Source organism: Vibrio crassostreae (genome assembly GCF_024347415.1).
GTDB classification, from domain to species: domain Bacteria; phylum Pseudomonadota; class Gammaproteobacteria; order Enterobacterales; family Vibrionaceae; genus Vibrio; species Vibrio crassostreae.
Genome location: NZ_AP025476.1, coordinates 206,609 through 227,893 on the forward strand (window position 1 = coordinate 206,609; position 21,285 = coordinate 227,893).

A 21,285-nucleotide genomic window follows, 5' to 3' on the forward strand; every position below is an offset into this window, starting at 1 on the left:
ATCGCTTGCTTTGATTATGTCTTTTGTTGTAATTTTAACTATAGGACTTCGTTATGATGGGATAGATTATGATCAATACTTTTATATATATGATAATGTAAAGAGTTTTGATTATTTCTCGATCTTTGGTTATGACATAGATCCAATGACTCCAATAGAGTCAGGTTTTTACTGGCTAGCTTTGATAGAGAAGAGCTTATCCAATCATTTTTATAACTTTATATTTATTATTGCTTTTATTTCTGTTTTGATGAAGTTTTTTTCTTTTGAAAAACTTTCTCCTTATATATGTTTGAGCTTTTTCCTTTATATTTGTCTGGATTGGTACTGGAAAGACTTATCTCAAATAAGAAATGGAATTGCAACTGCATTTTGCCTTTTTTCTTTGTACTATTTGTATAATAAAGAAAAAGTAAAATTTTTATTTTTTGTTTTTATCGGCTCATTATTCCACCTGTCCTCTTTTATAATGATGGTGTCTATTTTTTGCCGGTATATGAGCTATCGATTTTTATATTTTTTAGTTTCTATCAGTATCATTGTCGCTTATTTTGGTGGTGTCGGTCTCATACTTTCAGAGTTGTTTTCTATGCTCGGTTTTTCGAGCACTTCAAGAATTGTAAAATATGCTGAGTCAGGTCTTTATGTTGACGGTATATCGCTATTTGGAGGGACTTCATTATTTTATCTTGTGACACTATTCCTTTTGGCTTTATTTAAAGATGAGCTTGTTTATAAGTGGCCGATAAATAGACTTCTTATAAAAGTATATATCGTTGGCCTGTCATTAACCTATCTATTTATTGACTATGGTATACTATCCGGACGGATATCAGATATGTTAGTGACACCATTATTAGTTGTGTTATTACCAAGTTTCATGTTATTAAAAAGCTATGATAAGTTCTTTTGTTTGGCGTTATTAATGCCATATTTAATAGTTTGGTTTGTTACTCTATTGAGCAAGTCAGCTGCATATACTTCGATATTAGGGTTTTTAATATGAGTGCAGAAATGGAATTGAATTTTTTGGGTGATGTTTTTTTGGATAGAGCACATAGTCCAATAGCTTTGAAAAATTATATTTGTAATTTAGAGCATCCTATAACATGCCATGATGGAGCAATATCAGGTAAAGTTAATTTAAAAGCTAAAAAAAGTTATTACCTGGAAACATTTGGACAGCTGCCAATTGCAGTTTCATTAGCTAATAATCATATCTTTGACTTTGGGGTTAAAGGAGCTTTAGACACAATTGACTATTTGAATAGTAATAACATAAAGTTTTGTGGATTGGGTAACTTAAGTAACAATTATAATAACCCAGTTTACTTAGAAGCTCTAGGAGGAGTAATATCTTTATTGTCTTATTGTTGTAACTCTACTAATCCAGGTCGAGGTGATAATAATCTAGATTTGGCATTGATAGATGAAAATAAGATAAAAGAAGATATAGCTTTAGCTAAGAAGAATTCTAGTAAGGTTATACTTTTTCTGCATTGGGGAGATGAAGAGTGTTTTCTACCAAAACCCGAAGACGTTCTGCTAGCTAGGCGACTAATTGATGCAGGAGCTGATATGATTATGGGACATCACGCACATATAATCCAATCTTATGAACGTTATAATGGTAAAGATATCTACTACGGCTTAGGAAATTCATTGTTCCCTGATCTAGATACTCCCTCTTATTTTAATAGCGAAGGTGTGTCTACTTATCGATTCAAAAAGGAACAGCGCTCTTGGAACAAAAGTGGCTTGCTAGTATCCCTCGATGACAACTTCAATGTAAGTAACCACTTGGTCAAATCAACGAACTTAGATCCACAGATAAGTAAGGTTAAGTATTCTCCACCATCACTGATTGTAACCAACGATAAAATTTATCAAATGATCAAAGGTTTTAAGTATAGATCTATCATGGTTATGAACTTTATTGAAAATCCTAAATTTCCAGATATGGAAAGAATCAGAAGATTTGTTTCAGGAAAATGATGCGAAAATTATTGAACAGATTCACAACTAAAAATGATGCACGCTTTTCTTTAGCCAAAGAGTATGAAGAAAAGTTTAATCGAAGTCATGAAACTATTAACGAAGATAAACGTCTCTTATTGACTGACTTAATTAATCATGCAGTTCAAAACACACGCTATTACAAGGAAACTATTCCAGAAGCTTTAGTCTCTCAAATGAATGACCGACTGATAACGCCGGAAGAGTTGATTTGTAACTTACCGATACTAGATAAGACATCTTTAAGAGAAAACTCTAGAGCTTTGGAGAGCGAAAAAGAGACAGGTAATGTTAAGTTTTATAACTCGTCCGGAGGTTCAACCGGAGAGCCCGTTAGAGTTTTGCAAGATAATGTATTCTATGAAATTAATGAAGCTCATCATATTCTAGTATTTAAGTTAAGAGGATGTGGTCCTTTTGATTACTGTATAAAAATATGGGGTGCGGAACGAGATACCTTTGAGGGCAAAAAGCCATTTTCAATGAAGGTGCGAGACTTCATTCGAAACAGGGTCATTTTTAATTGTTTTAAGATGAATAAAGACGATATGGTTTATATATTGTCCAAAATAAAGAAAACTCAGCCACAACTGATCGTTGGTTATGTAGATGCCTTATATGAGTTAGCAAAGTTTGGTAGTGAGCAAAGGATTCATATGCCCAATCAGAAAGCTATTCATTCCGGCGCTGGTGTCTTACATCCATATATGAGAAAGAAAATAGAAGAATATTTTGGTGCAAAGGTTTTTAATCATTATGGTTGCAGAGAAATAGGTGCAATAGCCACAGAGTGTGATCAGTTTGATGGGCTCCATATCTTAGAGCATAAAGTATATGTTGAGATACTTGATGATAATGGTTGCCCCTTACCTAATGGAGAGGAAGGTAATATTGTTATCACAGATTTGACTAATTACAGTATGCCATTAATTAGATACGCTATCGGTGATAGAGGCGCAATACAAGATTATAGTGCTTGTAATTGTGGGACAGGGTACAGAAAGTTAAGTTATGTATCTGGGCGTACTGGGGAGCAGATTTCAACCAAAAGTGGTGCTAAGGTATCGTTGGTATTATTTGCTCATTTATTTGGCGTGGTATTAGGCGAACTTCAACCAACAAATTATCTAATTCATCAGATTGATTTGGATAACGTGAAAGTTTACTTCCCTAGAGAGAGCAATTTTAACTCAAGGCTATTAGAGGGGCTTCAGGACAAGTTGTCTAAAGCTTTAGATGATATTAATATTGAGTTTATCTTTGAAGATCCTGATTTTTTCAAAAAAACCATAACAGGAAAGAAAATTCATTTCATGAGTGATTTAGATAATGAATAGATTAGCTGTGATCATGAGTGTATATTGCTCTGATAGATTAGATTATCTAGAAGAAGCATTCTCCAGTCTACTCGCACAGGATTTCGTTGATTTTGATATCTATATAAATATAGACGGTGACATTCCATCAGATCTCAATAAGTACCTGTCTAAGCAATTAGATCTTAACGAAAATCTGTTTATATATCGAACTGAAGTGAATCAAGGTTTAGCGAGCTCTCTAAATCGATTAATTGAAGAGATCTTAGTTAAGGAACAATATTACTATATAGCGAGGATGGATAGTGATGATACCTGTGACCCTTCTAGGTTCAGGAAGCAAGTAGAGTTTATGGACAACGACAAAAGTGTTGATATTTCTGGCTCTTATTGTCGAGAATTTGGCGCATCATATGCGTTGGATCTAAAAAAAGTTCCACTTACTCATGAAGAGCTCGTTAATTTTTCTTTGCTTCGATGCCCATTTATCCATCCAACGGTGATCTTTAGAGCAGATGTATTGAAAGATGGGAATCGTTACCCCACAGACACCCATCTTACCGAGGATATGGCGTTTTGGTTCCAATTGCTTGATCGGGGTTATAGGTTCGCAAACCTGGGACAGCCCTTGCTGCAATATCGTTTGAACGAAGATACGGTCAAGCGTAGGCAAGGTTTTAAAAAAGGCTTTCACGAAACGATATTGCGATTTAGTTATATGCTCAAATGGAAAAAGATAACGTTGAAAAATATTTGTCTGATATTAGCTCGATTATTTTTTCATATGTTACCTGTTGATATAATTAAGTATCTTTATAAAAACAAGCGTTAAAGGTATCCTATTAGAAGGCTTAAATGGTTCGGCTGCTACTTTTGGTTATTTAACAGTGCCTATTTTTAACTGGAAATGTTGTAGAGCAATAGTTACTTGGCCGAATAACATTGTCACTATATCTAATGATGTTGTTCGGCTCCGAAACTTAAACTAGGTGAACAGAAGCAATATTTCTTATGGATATTGAGAGTTGATAGAGAGTGAAGTAATTTATTCGACTTCCTGATTTCAGATAAATAAAATTAAGCCACTCGTCTTCTATTTATACCTAAATGTGTATGTCGTTTTTCTAGATCGTTTTATTTATGGCTTTTCTAACATAAGCTGTGATTTTCCATACGTTGCTTAACAACACAAGATAAATCAAAAAACAGACTACGAAGCTGTACAACATCACATATTCAGGAACACCAATCATTTCAGCGTAGATCCCAACACCAGCATATAGAGCTGCGATAGCACAAATAATAATAAGTGTTTGGGTTGAGCTCAAGCCTAAGCGTTGAAAAATATGATGTAAGTGATCACGGTCGGGCTTAAATGGTGAATCACCTCTTCGAATACGACGAATCATGATTGAGGCCATGTCCATTAAAGGGACAGCAATAAGCCATAGTGCGGTTACAGGTCTTAGAGGTGGCTTTGTTCCGTTTTGGCTAGAAAGTAATAACAACCAAATAACGGTAAAGCCGATAAGCATGCTACCTGCATCTCCCATAAAAACCTTTCTTTTCCTACCGAAAGCACCTAGGTTTAGCAAAATATAGGGGATTATTACTACAACAAGTACAAGACAAATATAAGCTAGGTTTGCTTGTCCATCATGGTTAAGCATAACTCCCAGTCCACCAAAGGTTACTATTGCTAGTCCCCCTAGAAGTCCATCTATACCATCAACCATATTAAAAGCATTGATTGCTCCCACTACGGCTAAAACGGTCACCAAGTACCCAAACCAACCAAGCGTAACCACCTCTCCTGAGCCTAAAATGTCTCCGATGGTATTGAGCTCAATACCACCAATAACCATCATTGCAACAGATAGCCCTGCTTGGATCACAAAACGTAACTTAAAACTTAAGTCATATTTGTCATCTAAAGCACCAACACCAACGAGAAGTATGATGGAAATCGCATAGAGCTCGGTATTTGGTAAAATGTCGGGGTTGTTAAGTAAAAAATAGAGGATGGATACGCAAATAGAAATCCCACCAACTAAAGGAATAGCTCCGCTATGAAGTTTACGTGAATTAGGTTTATCTACTAGGCCAATTTTCTTAGCAAGCTTACGCATCGTAAAAAGACTTGCTAAAGAAAAGAAAAAAAGAAAAGAGAGATCAAGTAATGGAATGAGCACGACTAAGCCTAATAGTGTATGGTGCAGAATATTTTAGTGTATTTGCCTTTGATATAAAAGAGGAAGGCACAATCTGCGTGATCTTTCTTACTTAATGGTCACCATTTTTTGCAGCATACTTGTTAGTTTTCTGTATTCAATCATGAACAGTAGAGCCTCTTAACTTCAAGAGTATATGATTCACAATTAGATATATTAATATGCCAAGGTATGCTCATGGTATTTGCTTCGGTTATCTGTAACACAGATGGACATAGTTGAGTACTTGAACAAATTCTACTTCATTAACTACGAAGTTAGTCTCTAGCTATAGGTCTCAGCCCAGCCCCCTCCCTTTTTTGTCAATGTGAACTCAAACAAAGTACATGAAATAAAAGGCTACTTTAGAAATGGACCAATACAAGGAGTATTTTAGATAACAAGCGACAATTCCCAATTTCTTGATGGAAACGTCCAGCAAAGTTAACAGATCATACGATACTAAAAGTACAAGGTGTGTTAGCATTTATACGTTATTAAATTATATGTTTGAGAGATCTATAGTGAAGCATCAGAGTCAACCGCAGGCGTATACCCCGCAAAACCCACCTATGTATAATTCTAATGATGAGAGTGTTCTCAAAGAACTTTTTCAAGCTGTATGGGACGGGAAGTTCATTGTTTTACTTGTAGCTTTATTGTCTGCAGCTATCAGTGTTGCTATTGCGTTGTCAGCTCAGGAGTGGTGGTCTTCAAGTGCTATAATAACGAAGCCTCAATCTCAAGATTTAGCAGCCTACCAGCAACAAGTTCGTCAGTTTCAGCCTGTATTTAATATTTATCAAGAAGATGGCACTGTTATTGTTAGTAAAGAATTAGACCGTTTAGTGAGTTCCAGTGTTCTGTTCGAACGTTTTGTGAATACTTTTAATTCAACCAACAATAAGCGAACTTTCCTTAACGAAAGTGTGGATTTTCAAAAGATCAAGGACACTCTAACGCCTGAAAGCTCGAAAATGACGGAAGATGCTTCACGAGCACTTTATTCCCAGTGGTTTGAAAGAGTTTCGGCGTCGAATGTTAACAAGAATGATCGTAGTTCCCCCTATGCACTCACTTTTCAAACAATGACGAAAGAAAGTAGCTTTGACTTACTGAATGCCTATATTGTGGCTACTGAATCAAAAGTTCACCAAGATGCGTTTAATAACTTAAAGGCGGCTGTCAACGGTAAGCGAAATGAGTTGATCCAACAGAAGATAATTTGGGAAACTCAGGCGAAAAATCAATTGTTAGTGGAAACTGAACGAACGAAGTATGCCGCTGATATAGCACGAGCTGCTGGAGTGGATAGTCCAATTCAGACTGGTAATGATAATGAACTATTTGGTATCGATCTGGGGTTGAAAGGTTTGGAGGCAAAAGTTCACGCTTTGGAATCAATAAAAAATCTCAGCGTCATTGAGCCTCGCCTACAGCAGATAAATGCAAAATTGGATATGTTGAAGAGTCTTGAAATAGACAGAAATGCTGAGTTTCAAACATTCCGTTTCCTTGAGAGTGTCCAACAACCAGTTACTAGAGATAAACCCAAGCGCGCTGCGATTGTTGTCCTTGCTACATTAATCGGTGGGATGATTGGTGTGGCTATTGTGTTGATACGCTTCGTTTTTAGAAAAGAAGATTAATTCGCTTTAATGGCTAGTGTCTCACACTAGCCATTTTTTATTCCCCCTTACATACTATCCCCTGAGCCACGGCCTGCATAAAGAATGGCTATCGTAGCTCCAACCAAATACTGATACCTAACGTTTGGCGGGTTAGGGTTGCTTCTCCTTAACACATAGAATGAGATACCAACCTCCGTACATCACTAAACCAGCATTAAGCGAAAGTACGGGCAATCGCGTTCAAATTTTCTCCATTCATCTTTTTACCCCTTTCTGACGCAATCCTGACTTTTTTTTTGAATCGTTGTGGTGCGTTTACTAATTATACATTTACTTGATAGCGGTAATTACCTATCATAATGCTCAATTAGTTGTTTAATCAGAGTAATTCCTTTTTAGGCTATCTATCATTGATTAGATGGTTTTGGTTGGATATTGAAAGCAAAGCAGCAATCTTCTGGTGTTGGTACCTTCTGAGTACCATTTTTGTAGTGTCATACGAAAAGATTATGCTAGCTGCTCGCTTGCTGCATACAAAGCAAGCTACTCTTAAGTTCTTTGTGCTTGTTAAACAGCATTGATAAATCTGGCGAAATTCAAAAAGTACAGTATTGACCTGTCTGTAGCTTCTAGCTTCAGCATGCAATATTGTGCAATTGCGTCAGTAGCTTTGGTACGGAATGGCGTGTATGAGTGTCTGCTTTTTGGGCTTTCATACAAAAACTGATTAGACTATCGCTTAGATTTGCTAGGAAAATCAGCCTCAGTTCAGTTTGAAATATGGAAGATATAATTATATGAAAATGCAGTGGTTAGCTAGGGTTTCACCTTTGTTGTTGCTATCAGCAACAGCTGTTGGAGCTGAAAATTTATACGTAGGCGCTAAAGTAGGTAGTGTAACTGCCGATAACTTTGCACCATTAGTAGAGAGCCGTACGGCTATTGACGACTCAGACACATCTTACGGTTTGTTTGTGGGTTATCAATTATTGGACACCTTGTCTATAGAAGGCAGCTACAACTATCTTGGTGAATATAACCTTAAAGATATTGCCGGTGGTAGTTACGATGCAAGTACCTTTGATGTGCTGCTTAAAGCCTCTGGTAACATAAACGATAGTCTAGCGTTATATGCTAAAGGTGGCTTCGCTATTTATGACTGGAACGCAAACGGCCCAGGCGTGGAGTCTGATGATTCTGGCGTGATTCCAACAATCGCTTTCGGTTCTGAATACTCGATTACACCATCGATGAAGGTTGGTTTAGAGTATCAATTCTATGATGGTATTGGTGGTGTTAACATCGATTCATTTAATGTTGCCTTGTCTCATAGCTTTTAATCATTTGTAGGGATAAATTGTGAAATATAAAATTTTAGCGTTATCAGTCGTTGGTGCAATCCTTGGTGGTTGTGGCAGTGACAACAACAACAGCGTGCCACCGGAACAAGCGTACCGTAACATCATGGCTTTCGACCCTGCAGTTATGGGTATGAAAGGCACATTCAGCTGTGATGATGGAACAACGGGCACTTTAGAGGCAACTAACTTTTATGGTGTTTCTGAAGTCACAGAGCTTACCGTTTTTAACAAGCCTGAAACTTGTGCGTTTACATATAACGCAACACCAGGTGCCAAAGATGTTTCTAACGGCAAAGACATGAGCAAGGTGAGCTACAAGTTCCCTAAAGGCCTAGCTAACCTCGATGACCTCATCACCTCTTCTCCAATCTCAACCCTAATTGAGAAAGAGCTAGATGGCCAATCTTATGATGAGTCGATTGGTGAACAGATTCTTAACGATCTTGGCTTGGGCGACTTAATAAACAATGGTCGAGCTTCTAGTGTTGCTGACTTCCTGCGTCGTACACAAGAAATTATTGAAGACCTTCCTGCATCTGAAGCTAGCCTAGTATCAGCAACAGCAGCAGTACTATCAGATGTACTTGTAGTAAGTTCTGATAAGTCAGCAACTGAGATCTCTAAGGCAGCTGTTGCAATTACAGAGGAAGTTATCACTAGCTACCCTGACTATCCTACAGCGCCAGGTGGCGGCGACATCTACTTGGATCTAACTACAGACCCTGACTTTATTAAAGATGTCGTGGCTGACCCAAGTGCTCCTGTGACAATTCCACCTTCAGCGGAAAAACCATCTGAACCGGTTCCAAACCCAGATGAAGGCACTAAGCCACCAACTGGCGGTACTGGTGGTACTGGCGGTACTGGCGGTACTGGCGGTGGCGGTAACGGCGGTGGTACTGGCGGTTAATTTAAGCATCAATAATAAAAGGCACCACTCGGTGCCTTTTTTACATGCTATTACTATCGAGCATGTCACCATTAAACTCTGTCGCTATTAAACGTAGTCACTTTCAAGCACTGTTACTAATAAACACGGCCACTATCTAACATAGTCACTGTCAAATACGGTTAAAACCTATTGTATCCCAATGAAAATACTCAGCTATTCTAAAAACGCATCTCTCATAGCATCTCTTAGCGCATTAGCGATTGCTTCTAATGCCTACGCCGTCGATAACTTGATGTCGTCCCAAAGTTATACCGGTGCAATCATTGTACCCAATGCTCAAGTGATGGACACTGGCGACATTTCTTACCTCTACGGCCAAGGCGTGCCATACAAGGGGAAAACCAGTGAGTTAGATAACATATTATTTAGCGTTGGTTTATTTGATGGGTTTGAAGCGGCGGGGCGAATTGTCACCAAAACTTACGATTGTCACCTTTACCCAAACGTACCAAACTACAACCCTAATTGTGGTAATGGTATTCGTGATTTGTCGGCATCGTTTAAATACCAGCTTCCTTTCGTTAAAGATTGGACAGGGTTCGATTTTGCCATAGGTGTTCAAGATTTTGGTGGCGCAGCCAGCAACTTTGAAACCTACTATGCAGTAGCTGATTTTGAACCTGACTTTGTCCCGGCAAGGTTTAGTGCCGGTTATGGTAAATCAGAAGTGAGTCATGGTGTTCTAAACGGGCCCTTTGCTAGTTTAGAATATCAGCCGTGGGATTTTGTTCAACTGATTGCAGAGCACGACTCTCACCAATTCAACGCTGGCTTAAAGGTATTTACACCAGAACACTACTTACCACTGGATACACAGCTATCTTTTCAATACCAGTTTTACACCAGTGGTAATGCCGATATAGATATTTGGTCGGTAGCGGCATCAACCCCCTTAATGGGATTCTCTGAGTCTCGCCGAGTGAACGAACTGACACTGGAAGACAAGATTTCAATAGAACAAGCTCATCATAAATTTGCCGGTATGGTTCAACTTAAAAAAGCACTGGTTGATGAAGGCTTTCTTAACGTTAGAATTTCTGCTGATGATATTGGTTTAAACGTTGCTCTGGAAAACAGGCGCTATAATCGTAACCAAGTCGATGGTGTTGGTGTTGCTCTGGGTATTATCTCTTCCTATGTGGGTGAAGGTATGCTGCAAGACCTTGGGGTTAAAAACTACCAACAACAAAACATTCGCTTGTTTAACTTGGTGAATGACATGCCGATGATGGAAGTGATCACCAATGCGCCGTGTTACCGTGAATTTGTGAAAACGGGCGAGCCTTGTAAAACCCTTCTTGTTCGCACCTCAGATGTGAAAAAGAGTTATGCAAAAGCAAACTTTGATAAAGAGGTGGCTCGTTCAGGCTTTGGTCGCACACAGGTAATTGTTTCCCCTGCTTTATATCACAATACTGCCACAGAATACGGTGTATTTGACTACTCTTTAGCGCTTGCCACTAACCTATATACGCCTCTTTGGAAGGGCGCCGCATTGGATGTTCGACACGTAATGCCACTGGCAGAGAGTGACGACTTTGAAGAGGGCGAAATTTGGGGCGACGACGCGTTTGAAAATGAAGTCGATAGGGTTCTTTTCCACCAAGCATTCCAATTGCCTTACAACCTCACCACTCAATTCTCATTCGGACAAGTTTACGGAAACTTTTTGGGCTTTTTGAATGAAACGCAGTATGCGAGCAACAGTGGTCGTCACATTCTAGGGGCTGAATACGCCAACTTTTCTGCTCAAGATAAGTACGACTCAAGAGGGAAGGCTATCTTAGATGCGACCCCTATGATTGGCCACTATACCTACTCAAGACCAGAGTGGAACTGGCAAGGTAAAGTGCAAGCCGGTCAATTCTGGAAAGGCGATGAAGGGGTACGCGTAACCACCAGTCATTGGCTAGGTGATGTAAGAGTTGATGCGTCATACCAGACCACAAAAGCAGTAGGCAGCAGTGAAGCCGAAGATTTTGTGACGCTTTCTATCGCGATTCCGCTGACACTATGGCGTGATATGAGCCCTGACTACGTTCAATTGCGTGGTATCGACCAGTTTGTGTACGCTCTACAAACTCGTGTTGGTGATAGCCATAATAATTTAGGCACAGGCTTGGGTGTCGATACTGGCTTACAACACAATATTGAAAGGCAGTACTTCAACCGTAACCGTATCGGTGCGAGTTACTACTATGAAAACAGACAGCGCTTACGCAACGCTTACCTAAAATATTTAGAAGCCGTAAAATAATTTAGCGTAACATCTAAATCTAAGAGCCAGCACCTCATGTGTTGGCTCTTTTGCTTTTGGCTGTGTTTCGTATCATCCGCTCTTATCTTTTCGTATCTCGTTCACTCGAATCTGCTCTTATCTTTTCGCATCTCGTTTACTCGCATCCCGCATCCCGCATCTGCTCTTAATCCTTAAAACCATTCAACTAGGTTGATAATAAACACAATTTGTGGATAATGTTTACGGATTAAAATGACCGGATGCAAGCATCGTTTTTGCTGCGTTTGGTATTGACTATGCAGTGTGGTGTCACGAACGATCAAAGGGCGGTAGCATCTTGATTTTTCGATGATAAATGAGAGTTGGATCTTATTATTTTTCCACGTCAGCGCTATTTAAAGCCGCATAGCTGATAAAATTACGCGCTTAACTTCCTTTGGTGTCCTTTTGGGGATCACAATACATTCCACCTCTATTACTTGGTTAACATGAAGATCAATAAAAATCGTCTCCTTTTCGCGCTTATACCTGCATTGCTTGTAGGGTGTACGACTCCAGGTACTCACCTGTCTACTGGTGGTAAGAATGTGATTCAGCCTTCTGAGGAGCAGCAAGAGTCTGATATTTCTGAAGTGGTGAATGTGTATCCGCTGACGGCGCAGCTAGTATCGACTTACCAAACGGGTACATTGTCGGTGTCACAAGCCAACCCTGAACTCGACCTAGACATCGCAAAGTATGAATACAAAGTCGGCGTGGGCGATATCTTAAATATCACGATCTGGGATCACCCTGAACTGACGATTCCTGCCGGTTCTTACCGTAGTAGTACCGAAGCGGGTAACTGGGTTCATGCTGACGGCACCATCTTCTACCCGTACATTGGTACAGTCGAAGTGGCAGGAAAAACCGTTCGTGAAATTCGTTCAGATATAGCAGCACGTTTGGCGAAATACATCGAAAGCCCGCAAGTTGATGTTAACGTCGCGGCTTTCCGTTCTAAGAAAACCTACATTACTGGCGAAGTGTCTAAACCTGGCCAGCAGCCGATTACCAATATCCCACTAACATTACTGGATGCCGTGAACCGCTCTGGTGGTTTGTCTGAAGATGCTGATTGGCGTAACGTTTCATTAACCCGTAATGGCGTGGAAGAGAACCTTTCGCTTTACGGCTTGATGCAACGTGGTGACTTAACGCAAAACCGCTTACTGCAAGCCGGTGATATTGTTCACGTACCGCGTAACGATAATCAGAAAGTGTTTGTGATGGGGGAAGTGAAAGAGCCTAAGTTATTAAAGATTGATCGCGTAGGAATGAGCCTAACCGAAGCACTCAGTAACGTAGGTGGTATTAATGAACTTACCGCCGATGCAACGGGTGTGTTTGTGATCCGAACTTCTGATGATAAATCAGAACGCATGGCGGATATTTACCAACTGGACATCGAAGATGCGTCAGCCTTAGTGATTGGCACCGAATTTGATTTAAAGCCTTACGACATTGTTTACGTAACGGCCGCACCAATCAGCCGTTGGAACCGTGTAATCGGTCAGTTGCTTCCGACCATCAATGGATTTAACAACCTAACCGAAGGTATGTTGCGCGTTCGTAATTGGTAATAAATAAAGATTAATCATCAGGTTGCATTTAGCGTGTGACCTGATTTTTTATGCTTATAAGCCCAATACAATTAGAGACCATTATGTTTAATAAAATTTTAGTCGTATGCGTGGGCAACATTTGTCGTTCCCCGACTGGAGAGCGAGTTTTACAAAACTTGCTGCCTAACAAAGAAGTTGCCTCTGCCGGTATCGCGGCCGAGAAAAGCCGTTTAATCGGCAAACCTGCAGACGACACGGCGATTTTGATCGCTGCAGAAAACGGGGTCGATGTTGAAAATCACCAATCGCAGCAAGTTACACCACAGCTTTGTGCGCAGTATGACTTGATCTTGGTGATGGAGAAGGGCCATATGGAGGCGCTTACTCAAATATCGCCAGAGGCACGCGGTAAAACCATGCTGTTCGGTCAGTGGATTGGCCAAAAAGACATTCCTGACCCTTATCGTCAAAGCCGTGAAGCCTTTGAACACGCTTATAAGCTGATTGACGAAGCGGCACAAGCTTGGGCAAAAAAGCTGTAATTGATAGAGAAAATCTTCAGTTAAGCTATGTTGCATAGCCACCAACAGAATCATATAAAAGAGAAGTACGCGGAGCGTATATGAAGTCTCTTAAATAGCAATAATTTAGGAAGTAGCAAACAAATGACAACACAACCCTCTCAGCAATCGCATACAGATAACTCTGATGAGATAGATTTAGGAAAACTGCTTGGCATTCTGCTGGACGCTAAATGGCTAATCATGCTGACCACATTTGCTTTTGCTGTGTTTGGTATTGCGTTTGCATTGCTTTCAACGCCGATATACAAAGCCGACGCGTTGATTCAAATTGAAGAGAAGAGCTCTGGCGGTATATCTTCTATGGTCGGCGATATGGGCGAACTATTCTCGCAAGAGTCATCGGCAACCACCGAAGTTGAGATCATCAAATCTCGTATGATCTTAGGTGAAACGGTCGATAAGTTTAACCTCACGACGGTGACATCACCGAACTACGCACCTATCGTCGGCAAAGGCTTTGCTCGCTTAACCGGCGACATCAACCACATCGCAGTGAGCCGCTTTACTTTGCCAAGCTATGCGAGCGGTTACACACACACGATTCAGATTCTCGATGCTGAGCAGGGTACCTACCAACTGGTTCGTGACGATGAGCGAGTTATCTTAAAAGGCAAAGTCGGTGAGCTAGCGACAGCCGATGACTACAGTTTGTTTGTGGCAGGTTTTGAATCACACAACGATTTTGAATTCTCTATTAGTCAACGCAGCCGACTAGAAGCGATCGAATGGTTGAAAGCTTCTTTGTCTCTGTCTGAGCAAGGCAAGCAGACTGGCATTTTGAAGCTGAGCTTTGAAGGTGAAAATAAACAGCAGATTTCTGAAATCCTCAATCATATTAGCCAGATTTACTTCTTACAAAACGTGAAGCGTAATTCAGCGGAAGCAGAGAAGAGCCTAGAGTTCTTAGAGAGCCATCTCCCGGGTATTAAATCTGAGTTAACTGGCTATGAAGACGTATTAAACAATTACCGCCAAAAGAACGAATCGATCGACTTGGGCTTAGAAGCACAATCAACCCTGAAGGTAATGGTAGAGCTTGAAGCGCAATTGAATGAACTGACGTTTAAAGAGAGTGAAATCAGCCAGCGCTTTACTAAAGATCACCCAGCATACAAAGCTCTGCTTGATAAGCGTAAAACGCTGATGGGTGAGAAAGAGCGCCTGAACAAGCAAGTACAAAAGCTGCCAAAAACACAACGTGAAGTACTGCGTATGACACGTGATGTTGAAGTAAACCAACAGATCTACATCCAGCTATTGAACAAGGTTCAAGAACTCAGCATCATCAAAGCGGGTACCGTCGGTAACGTTCGTATTTTAGATGACGCTCAAGCCTATGCTCGCGCTGTAAAACCTAAGAAGCCGCTGATTGTTGTATTAGCAACGCTACTAGGTGGCATGTTAAGTGTCGCGTTTGTATTAGTGAAAGCGGCGTTCCACCGTGGTGTGGAAAGCCCAGACCAAATTGAACAAATCGGCCTTCCGGTTTACGCCGCGGTACCAAAATCTGATTTGCAGATAGAGCTAACTAACCGCTTTAAATCGAAGAAGCAGCAAACCAAGGGGACGCAAGCACTGCTTGCCGAATCGAACCCTGCGGATCTTTCGGTTGAAGCGCTGCGTGGCCTTCGTACCAGCTTGCACTTTGCGATGCTAGAAGCGAAAAACAACGTCTTGATGATCTCTGGCCCAGCGCCGGGTATTGGTAAATCATTCATCTCGACCAACTTTGCCGCAGTAGCAGCAAAAACAGGCCAAAAGGTATTGTTGATTGATGCCGACATGCGTAAAGGTTACCTACAACAAAGCTTTGGTGTGAAATGGGACAACGGCCTTTCTGATGTATTGAGCAGCAAACAAGAGTTCGCTCAATCAGTGAAAACCACACCAGTAGAAAACCTAGAAATCATTACTCGCGGCCAAGTGCCACCCAACCCATCTGAACTGCTGATGCACCCACGCTTCGCTGAGCTAATGGAATGGGCATCAAAAGAGTATGACTTGGTGATTGTCGATACCCCGCCAGTGCTTGCGGTAACCGACCCAAGCATTGTCGGCGCTTTCGCTGGTACCACATTAATGGTCGCACGTTACGGTCAAAACACCATTAAAGAGATCGATGTTGCTCGTAACCGCTTCGAACAATCAGGTATTGAAGTGAAAGGCGTTATCTTCAACGCCATCGAGAAGAAAGCATCAAGCTCATATGGCTACGGCTACTACAACTACGCATATTCGAGCGATAAGAAATAAAGAGCAGTAACGGGATTCGAGTAATCGGGTATCGAAAAAATAAGAGCTAAAGAGCTAAAGAGCTGAAAGGCAGATACGAGATGAGAGTGGCGAGATACGAAAAGCGCCACTCGAATCCGCTCTTCATCTCTTCGTTACTCGTTTACCCGCTACCCGCATCCCCTCTTTAGCTCTTCGCATCTCGCTTACCCGCTACTCGAATCTGCTCTTTGGCTCTTCGTATCTCGCTTACCCGTTACCCGCATCCGCTCTTAATCTTTTCGCATCTGTTCTTCTACTTCTTAACCACCCCTCCCGTTAAATACAATCCAATCGCCGCTAACACCGGATAACCAAACGCTTCATTGGTCATTTCCCCCAAGGGTTTCCAATCGTAGCCGTGCATGCAACCCAGAATCACCATCACATGCAGTGCCACATAAGGAATGGTGAACAACAACACAATGTAGCGTTGTACCAACTTAAAAGGTTCATACGCTTTAAGCAGTGCCAGCTTGTGCTTCGCTTTTTCTTCATCAGTAAAAAACATCGCATCTCCTGTGTTGGTGATTGCATCTAACCCTTTGTTAATAGAAGACTGGCTCCCGAATATTCTTCCGAACAATGTCATACTGCTCCTTGGTTTATGGATGGCTATATACCGCCTTTCTCGTCACTCCCGCTCTTAAGCCTTTCGCATCTCGTTTACCCGTCACTCGCATCCGCTCTTGAGCCTTTCGCATCTCGCTTACTCGAATCCCGCTACAGCTCTTTAAGCTCTTCGTATCCCGCTTACTCGCATCCCGTATCTGCTCTTAAGCTTTTATCTTCAAAACAGGACACGCCTTATTCACGCCCCAATCTTTATGCCCCTTAACATTCTCCTCTGGAATCAAGAACTGCTCTTGTAGTGCGGCCATCAAACCAAACAGCGCCTTGCGCTGCGCAAGTGTGAAGTTATCTTCTGGTTGCAGTTCGGCATTACAGCCTCCGACCAAACAAACCCCAATATTGCTCTTGTTGTGTCCTTTCACATGCGCGCCGGTTTGCGACAGCGGCCTGCCAAGTTCGACATCCCCATTGCGACGAATAACAAAGTGATACCCGACATCGCGCCAGCCTCTCTTTTTATGCCATCGACGAATCTCGGCTACGTCTACATCTTGCTGTGGCGGCGTGGCGCTGCAATGCACTGTAATAAAGGAATAGGGCGGACAAAAAGGTAAGCGGAGTAAAACTGAAACCAAGCTTAGAGAATAGGAAGCAGGAGATAAGCAAGGCTCTAACGAAGGGATGAGAGCCACCTTGCTAGCCTGCTCAGGCAAAACAGAAGCCTCTAACGGCTGGTGTGGAACTCGATCAGTTGCTGGTGGAGTGTTTGACAAAATAAATCCTCGTGTTGTTGTAAATAGGCGGTTAAAGACGTTGATAACGATTCTTTTAAATTAGGGTGCAGTGCGATGTGTTGTCGCAAACTGGCGGCTACGGTTTTGGCATAACCAGAGTGGTGGCTGACATAACGTAAATACATCACGCAATAACCCAGTGGTTGGCAGCGCCGTGCTCGGCTGATCATCCAACAAATATCCTCATAGCTGGGGACGTCACCGCATTCATCCTCATTTAAATAACAACCTTCCATTTGGCTTTCTTTATAACCGCTAGCTTCATAGCTCAGTACTTGGCTACACCCATCACTATTACTAAAAAATAACGGCTGGCGCGACGGATTGAGGGGATCAGCTCGGCACTCGATGCTCGCCATACCGGGTTGATACGCTGAAATAAAAAGAGAAACTATCGCCTTCATTAAGCACCTTATTGTTGCATGGGGAGGGCAATGTACTTGAAGATTCTTGATTGGGGTTGGCGGGAATAGCACGAAAAGAGAGGAACGCAGAAAAGTGAGAGATGCTTCGAAAAGCCATTGATTGATAAGGTTGGTGTTGCATATCTATCCGAGGCGATTAACCAAACATCTTTTCTTACAACTTATCTCATAGGCCTTTCGCCCCTAAAGCGCCAAAAAGTGTTGTTAATGCTCTGTATATCAATGGATTTCTATACGAATGACTAATTAACAAGGAGCGTTAACCATGTGTGTTTCTCTTATTCTTTCTTTCATCCCATTAAAAACTGGCTCGCCGATAAGCAAGTTAGTGTTATTAAAATTGGCCGATAACGCCGACGCGCGCGGCGTGTGTTTTCCTTCCTTCAATTACTTAGCGCAATATTGCGAAGTGTCGGTAAGAACCGTGAAACGACACGTTAACGCGCTCGAAAAGCAAGGCTTTGTGAAGCGAATAAAGCGCTTTGATGATTCAGGACGCCAGCGCAGCAATATCTATCAGCTGCGCCTACCCAGCGACAGCCACATTCAGCAGGCCGAACTAGATCAAGCGAACACCAATGCAGAACAAACAGGCTTACCGCAAGCTTCGTTGGAATATCCAAAGAAAACAGACCATTCAGACACTCCCCTGGGTGACTCAAGATCCAGCACGGAGAGTGATCATCCTGCACACATAATCTTTCATAAAGAACATAAAACAGAGCTGAGCTTGAAAAACGGCCTCTTAGATGACGCCGATGTTCTTGATCCTCCAAGCGGTTCTGAACAACATGAGAGCTCCCCTTTCACCTCCAAACCCAAAAGCAAAACCAAAAATGAAGCCGTGATTCACCTGCTCACCCAAGAGGGCAGCGCACCGATTTATCATGAATTCACCACCATATTAGAGCGCACCTACCCCAAGTTAGATGTGCTGCAAGAACTGCATGCCATGCAAGCCTGGCTGTACATCAACCCCGATAAGCGCAAACCCTTCGAGCACATTGGCCACTTTGTAAATGGCTGGCTAAGAAGAAGTGCGCAAGCCAAGGCGAAGCGAGACTCATCGCCAGTCTTTAAGCAAACAAGAGCGGCTAAACCCGCAAGGGCTTCTGCTTTTACATCGACCAAGGAAGCTAAAACCCAACCGGCAGCCAAGCCCATGGATCCCAAACAACCCACGCCTGTCTCTCAGGCCCTAGCGGACTACAAAGCCAAAAGCACCACCAATCCGTTCGAAGCGCGTATCAAGGCCTTAGTTCAATCCAAATCGCCCGGCACGGATTCTAAATCGTGATCATTCGATTATTCACAGGCCCAACGTGAATACAGACAAAAAACATCAAGATACAAAAGTAGAATTAGGGAGAGGGCAAATGGACGATATCAGCCTAAAAAAACTGACAACAAAAGAAAAAGTCACCATTTTAGAAAAAGAGATAGCGCGAGTGGAAGGGCGTATTGGCGAGTTCTTGAAACTGCTGGTTAACCACTACCCACAAGGGCTAACACGCACCGAGATTAAAGCGTTATTGGTGGTAAACAACAACCCAAGCTTTGTGTCGCTATACCGCAACGGCAACATTTTCATTGATATAGAAAAACGCTACTGCGACGCAGCACAAGAAAACCGCTACCACATAGGGACGCAGTATCTACAAGACGTACAATGCTCGCGCTGGGTCAATACTTTGTGAGGTACTTGTCAGAATGAGGTAAATTGCAAACTGGTCAATATGCACTTGATTTGCTAGACTACGCAGCAAATTAAAACCGTATGAAAAACGCATAAACCTGAAACACAGTGGTAAATTGTGATTCATTGCCTGTAGGAGCCAAACCTAAGGGCGGTAGCGTACCCAAATGCGAGTGGCCAGCCTAGTCTGCGCGTCAAATATATCTTCTTAAACGAAATTAAACATGCCTGAGTAACCAAAAGCGTACTGAGGTATTCTGAGGCTTTCCTAACACTAGGTTAAACGGAACCAAGTGAAAGGTCGGGGCCTTGGTAAAATAATTATTAATAATTAGGTTTTATTACTTATGAATATGTCAGTAGAAAATGCAAGAATTGCAATCATTGGCTTAGGTTACGTTGGGTTACCTTTGGCTGTAGAGTTTGGTAAAAAATCACCAACGATTGGCTTTGATATCAATCAAGTACGTATTGATGAACTGGCGAAGGGCCGTGATAGCACACTAGAGTGCAGTGACAATGAACTTGCGGAAGCCACTCACCTTTCTTACACCACCTCTCTTCAAGACTTAAAAGAGTGTAATGTTTATATTGTAACGGTTCCAACACCGATTGATGAGCATAAACAACCGGATCTAACACCGCTGATCAAAGCATCTGAGGCATTAGGTACAGTGGTCTCTGAAGGTGATGTAATAATTTACGAATCAACTGTATACCCAGGTGCGACGGAAGAAGACTGTATTCCAGTAGTCGAGCGTGTTGCTGGCCTTAAATTTAACCAGGATTTCTTCGCTGGCTACTCACCAGAACGTATTAACCCTGGTGATAAAGAACACCGCGTTACGAATATCTTAAAAGTAACCAGTGGCTCTACACCAGAAGTGGCTGAATATGTTGATCAGCTTTATAAGAGCATTATCATAGCAGGTACACACAAAGCATCGTCAATCAAAGTAGCAGAAGCTGCAAAAGTTATAGAAAACACACAGCGTGATGTTAATATCGCATTAGTAAATGAACTTCATCATATCTTTAACCGCATGGGTATTAGTACGTCAGAGGTTATAGAGGCTGCTTCAACAAAATGGAATTTTATGAAGTTAAAGCCTGGGCTTGTTGGTGGTCATTGTATTAGTGTAGACCCTTATTATTTACTGCACAAAGCCCAGAAGACTGGATATGTACCGGATTTATTGAGGCAGGCTAGAGAAATTAATGATTCTATGCCAGATTATTTATGTAGTGACTTCATTAAAAATCTTATAAAGAATGAAGTTAACCCTATAGGTTGTAAAGTAGGATTATTTGGTTTTACTTTTAAAGAGAACTGCCCTGATATAAGAAACACTAAAGTCTTTGACTTGTACCTTGCGTTAAAAGAGTTTGGTTTTAAAGTTAAGATTTACGATCCGTGGGCTAACCCTAAAGAAGTTAAAAAGGAATATAACTTAGACTTGAGTAATGAATTTGATGATGACTATGATGTGGCTTTTTTAGCCGTTCCTCACGACTCGATTATAAAAAAATTATCTTCAAATAATGATAAATATACATATGATTTTAAAGGTGTAATTTGATATGAAAATATCATATTAAATTGAGCATAAAAA

The 21,285-nt window shown here is 41.4% G+C and carries 18 protein-coding genes; 14 read left to right on the top strand and 4 right to left on the bottom strand.

Features of this window, described 5'->3' with window-relative positions; all coding sequences use genetic code 11:
- The first annotated feature begins 16 nt into the window (after positions 1 to 16).
- Genes OC193_RS00970 through OC193_RS00985 form a run of 4 tightly spaced genes read left to right on the top strand, consistent with a single transcriptional unit; the run spans position 17 to position 4,164 of the window.
- On the top strand, positions 17 to 1,006 hold the full coding sequence (locus OC193_RS00970; protein ID WP_048663146.1) for an EpsG family protein: 990 nt from the start codon (positions 17 to 19) through the stop codon (positions 1,004 to 1,006).
- Positions 1,003 to 1,995: a CapA family protein gene (locus tag OC193_RS00975; RefSeq protein ID WP_048663149.1), complete on the top strand. Its 993-nt coding sequence runs from the start codon at positions 1,003 to 1,005 to the stop codon at positions 1,993 to 1,995. The genes OC193_RS00970 and OC193_RS00975 overlap by 4 nt, the downstream gene beginning before the upstream one ends.
- Positions 1,992 to 3,353, top strand: coding sequence for a phenylacetate--CoA ligase family protein (locus OC193_RS00980; protein ID WP_132957295.1), 1,362 nt, complete (start codon positions 1,992 to 1,994; stop codon positions 3,351 to 3,353). Before OC193_RS00975 ends, OC193_RS00980 begins: the two co-directional genes overlap by 4 nt.
- Positions 3,346 to 4,164 carry a glycosyltransferase gene (locus tag OC193_RS00985; protein ID WP_048663153.1) on the top strand — a complete coding sequence of 273 codons (819 nt, stop codon included), beginning with the start codon at positions 3,346 to 3,348 and terminating at the stop codon, positions 4,162 to 4,164. The genes OC193_RS00980 and OC193_RS00985 overlap by 8 nt, the downstream gene beginning before the upstream one ends.
- 292 nt (positions 4,165 to 4,456) lie before the next feature.
- Here the strand turns inward: OC193_RS00985 and wecA are convergent, their stop codons facing one another.
- The gene (gene wecA, locus OC193_RS00990) at positions 4,457 to 5,524 is read right to left on the bottom strand and encodes a UDP-N-acetylglucosamine--undecaprenyl-phosphate N-acetylglucosaminephosphotransferase (protein ID WP_048663155.1); all 1,068 of its coding nucleotides are present in this window, start codon (positions 5,522 to 5,524) and stop codon (positions 4,457 to 4,459) included.
- A 542-nt stretch (positions 5,525 to 6,066) separates the two neighbouring features.
- Between wecA and OC193_RS00995 the strand changes: the two genes are divergently transcribed.
- The 7 genes from OC193_RS00995 (at position 6,067) to OC193_RS01025 (ending at position 16,166) form a co-directional block, all read left to right on the top strand.
- Positions 6,067 to 7,191 (top strand): LPS O-antigen chain length determinant protein WzzB, encoded by a 1,125-nt coding sequence (locus OC193_RS00995; protein WP_132957292.1) that lies wholly within the window; start codon positions 6,067 to 6,069, stop codon positions 7,189 to 7,191.
- Between the two features lie 779 nt (positions 7,192 to 7,970).
- Positions 7,971 to 8,513, top strand: a complete 543-nt coding sequence (locus OC193_RS01000) for an outer membrane beta-barrel protein (RefSeq protein WP_048663159.1) — start codon at positions 7,971 to 7,973, stop codon at positions 8,511 to 8,513.
- A gap of 19 nt (positions 8,514 to 8,532) precedes the next feature.
- Entirely contained in the window at positions 8,533 to 9,444 is a 912-nt protein-coding gene (locus OC193_RS01005; RefSeq protein WP_048663161.1) for a hypothetical protein, read from the top strand.
- Between the two features lie 181 nt (positions 9,445 to 9,625).
- On the top strand, positions 9,626 to 11,743 hold the full coding sequence (locus OC193_RS01010) for a YjbH domain-containing protein (RefSeq protein WP_048663164.1): 2,118 nt from the start codon (positions 9,626 to 9,628) through the stop codon (positions 11,741 to 11,743).
- A gap of 470 nt (positions 11,744 to 12,213) precedes the next feature.
- Positions 12,214 to 13,347: a polysaccharide export protein gene (locus OC193_RS01015; protein ID WP_048663165.1), complete on the top strand. Its 1,134-nt coding sequence runs from the start codon at positions 12,214 to 12,216 to the stop codon at positions 13,345 to 13,347.
- Positions 13,348 to 13,430: 83 nt separating this feature from the next.
- A complete protein-coding gene (locus OC193_RS01020) occupies positions 13,431 to 13,871 on the top strand; it encodes a low molecular weight protein-tyrosine-phosphatase (protein WP_048663167.1) in 441 nt (146 codons plus the stop codon).
- Between the two features lie 123 nt (positions 13,872 to 13,994).
- Complete coding sequence (locus OC193_RS01025; RefSeq protein WP_048663170.1) at positions 13,995 to 16,166, top strand: polysaccharide biosynthesis tyrosine autokinase; 2,172 nt, start codon at positions 13,995 to 13,997, stop codon at positions 16,164 to 16,166.
- Positions 16,167 to 16,440: 274 nt separating this feature from the next.
- On the opposite strand, the gene OC193_RS01030 is transcribed toward OC193_RS01025, so the two are convergent.
- The 3 genes from OC193_RS01030 to OC193_RS01040 all read right to left on the bottom strand — a co-directional run bounded on the left by OC193_RS01030 (position 16,441) and on the right by OC193_RS01040 (position 17,955).
- On the bottom strand, positions 16,441 to 16,776 hold the full coding sequence (locus tag OC193_RS01030) for a hypothetical protein (RefSeq protein ID WP_017063134.1): 336 nt from the start codon (positions 16,774 to 16,776) through the stop codon (positions 16,441 to 16,443).
- Positions 16,777 to 16,960: 184 nt separating this feature from the next.
- Entirely contained in the window at positions 16,961 to 17,470 is a 510-nt protein-coding gene (locus OC193_RS01035) for an N-acetylmuramoyl-L-alanine amidase (protein ID WP_048663174.1), read from the bottom strand.
- 11 nt (positions 17,471 to 17,481) lie between these two features.
- The gene (locus tag OC193_RS01040; protein ID WP_048663178.1) at positions 17,482 to 17,955 is read right to left on the bottom strand and encodes a hypothetical protein; all 474 of its coding nucleotides are present in this window, start codon (positions 17,953 to 17,955) and stop codon (positions 17,482 to 17,484) included.
- Positions 17,956 to 18,241: 286 nt separating this feature from the next.
- Here OC193_RS01040 and OC193_RS01045 point away from each other — a divergent pair, with 286 nt between their 5' ends.
- The 3 genes from OC193_RS01045 (at position 18,242) to OC193_RS01055 (ending at position 21,252) form a co-directional block, all read left to right on the top strand.
- Positions 18,242 to 19,273, top strand: coding sequence for a helix-turn-helix domain-containing protein (locus OC193_RS01045; RefSeq protein ID WP_048663180.1), 1,032 nt, complete (start codon positions 18,242 to 18,244; stop codon positions 19,271 to 19,273).
- Positions 19,274 to 19,352: 79 nt separating this feature from the next.
- Positions 19,353 to 19,673 (top strand): hypothetical protein, encoded by a 321-nt coding sequence (locus tag OC193_RS01050; RefSeq protein WP_048663183.1) that lies wholly within the window; start codon positions 19,353 to 19,355, stop codon positions 19,671 to 19,673.
- A gap of 346 nt (positions 19,674 to 20,019) precedes the next feature.
- Positions 20,020 to 21,252 carry a nucleotide sugar dehydrogenase gene (locus OC193_RS01055; RefSeq protein WP_048663185.1) on the top strand — a complete coding sequence of 411 codons (1,233 nt, stop codon included), beginning with the start codon at positions 20,020 to 20,022 and terminating at the stop codon, positions 21,250 to 21,252.
- Positions 21,253 to 21,285: the final 33 nt, after the last annotated feature.

Coding starts and splice junctions, on each gene's coding strand:
- OC193_RS00970 (WP_048663146.1), top strand. CDS start 17: ATGTCTTTTGTTGTAATTTTAACTATAGGACTTCGTTATGATGGGATA.
- OC193_RS00975 (WP_048663149.1), top strand. CDS start 1,003: ATGAGTGCAGAAATGGAATTGAATTTTTTGGGTGATGTTTTTTTGGAT.
- OC193_RS00980 (WP_132957295.1), top strand. CDS start 1,992: ATGATGCGAAAATTATTGAACAGATTCACAACTAAAAATGATGCACGC.
- OC193_RS00985 (WP_048663153.1), top strand. CDS start 3,346: ATGAATAGATTAGCTGTGATCATGAGTGTATATTGCTCTGATAGATTA.
- OC193_RS01000 (WP_048663159.1), top strand. CDS start 7,971: ATGAAAATGCAGTGGTTAGCTAGGGTTTCACCTTTGTTGTTGCTATCA.
- OC193_RS01010 (WP_048663164.1), top strand. CDS start 9,626: ATGAAAATACTCAGCTATTCTAAAAACGCATCTCTCATAGCATCTCTT.
- OC193_RS01015 (WP_048663165.1), top strand. CDS start 12,214: ATGAAGATCAATAAAAATCGTCTCCTTTTCGCGCTTATACCTGCATTG.
- OC193_RS01020 (WP_048663167.1), top strand. CDS start 13,431: ATGTTTAATAAAATTTTAGTCGTATGCGTGGGCAACATTTGTCGTTCC.
- OC193_RS01025 (WP_048663170.1), top strand. CDS start 13,995: ATGACAACACAACCCTCTCAGCAATCGCATACAGATAACTCTGATGAG.
- OC193_RS01030 (WP_017063134.1), bottom strand. CDS start 16,776: ATGACATTGTTCGGAAGAATATTCGGGAGCCAGTCTTCTATTAACAAA.
- OC193_RS01040 (WP_048663178.1), bottom strand. CDS start 17,955: ATGAAGGCGATAGTTTCTCTTTTTATTTCAGCGTATCAACCCGGTATG.
- OC193_RS01045 (WP_048663180.1), top strand. CDS start 18,242: ATGTGTGTTTCTCTTATTCTTTCTTTCATCCCATTAAAAACTGGCTCG.
- OC193_RS01050 (WP_048663183.1), top strand. CDS start 19,353: ATGGACGATATCAGCCTAAAAAAACTGACAACAAAAGAAAAAGTCACC.
- OC193_RS01055 (WP_048663185.1), top strand. CDS start 20,020: ATGAATATGTCAGTAGAAAATGCAAGAATTGCAATCATTGGCTTAGGT.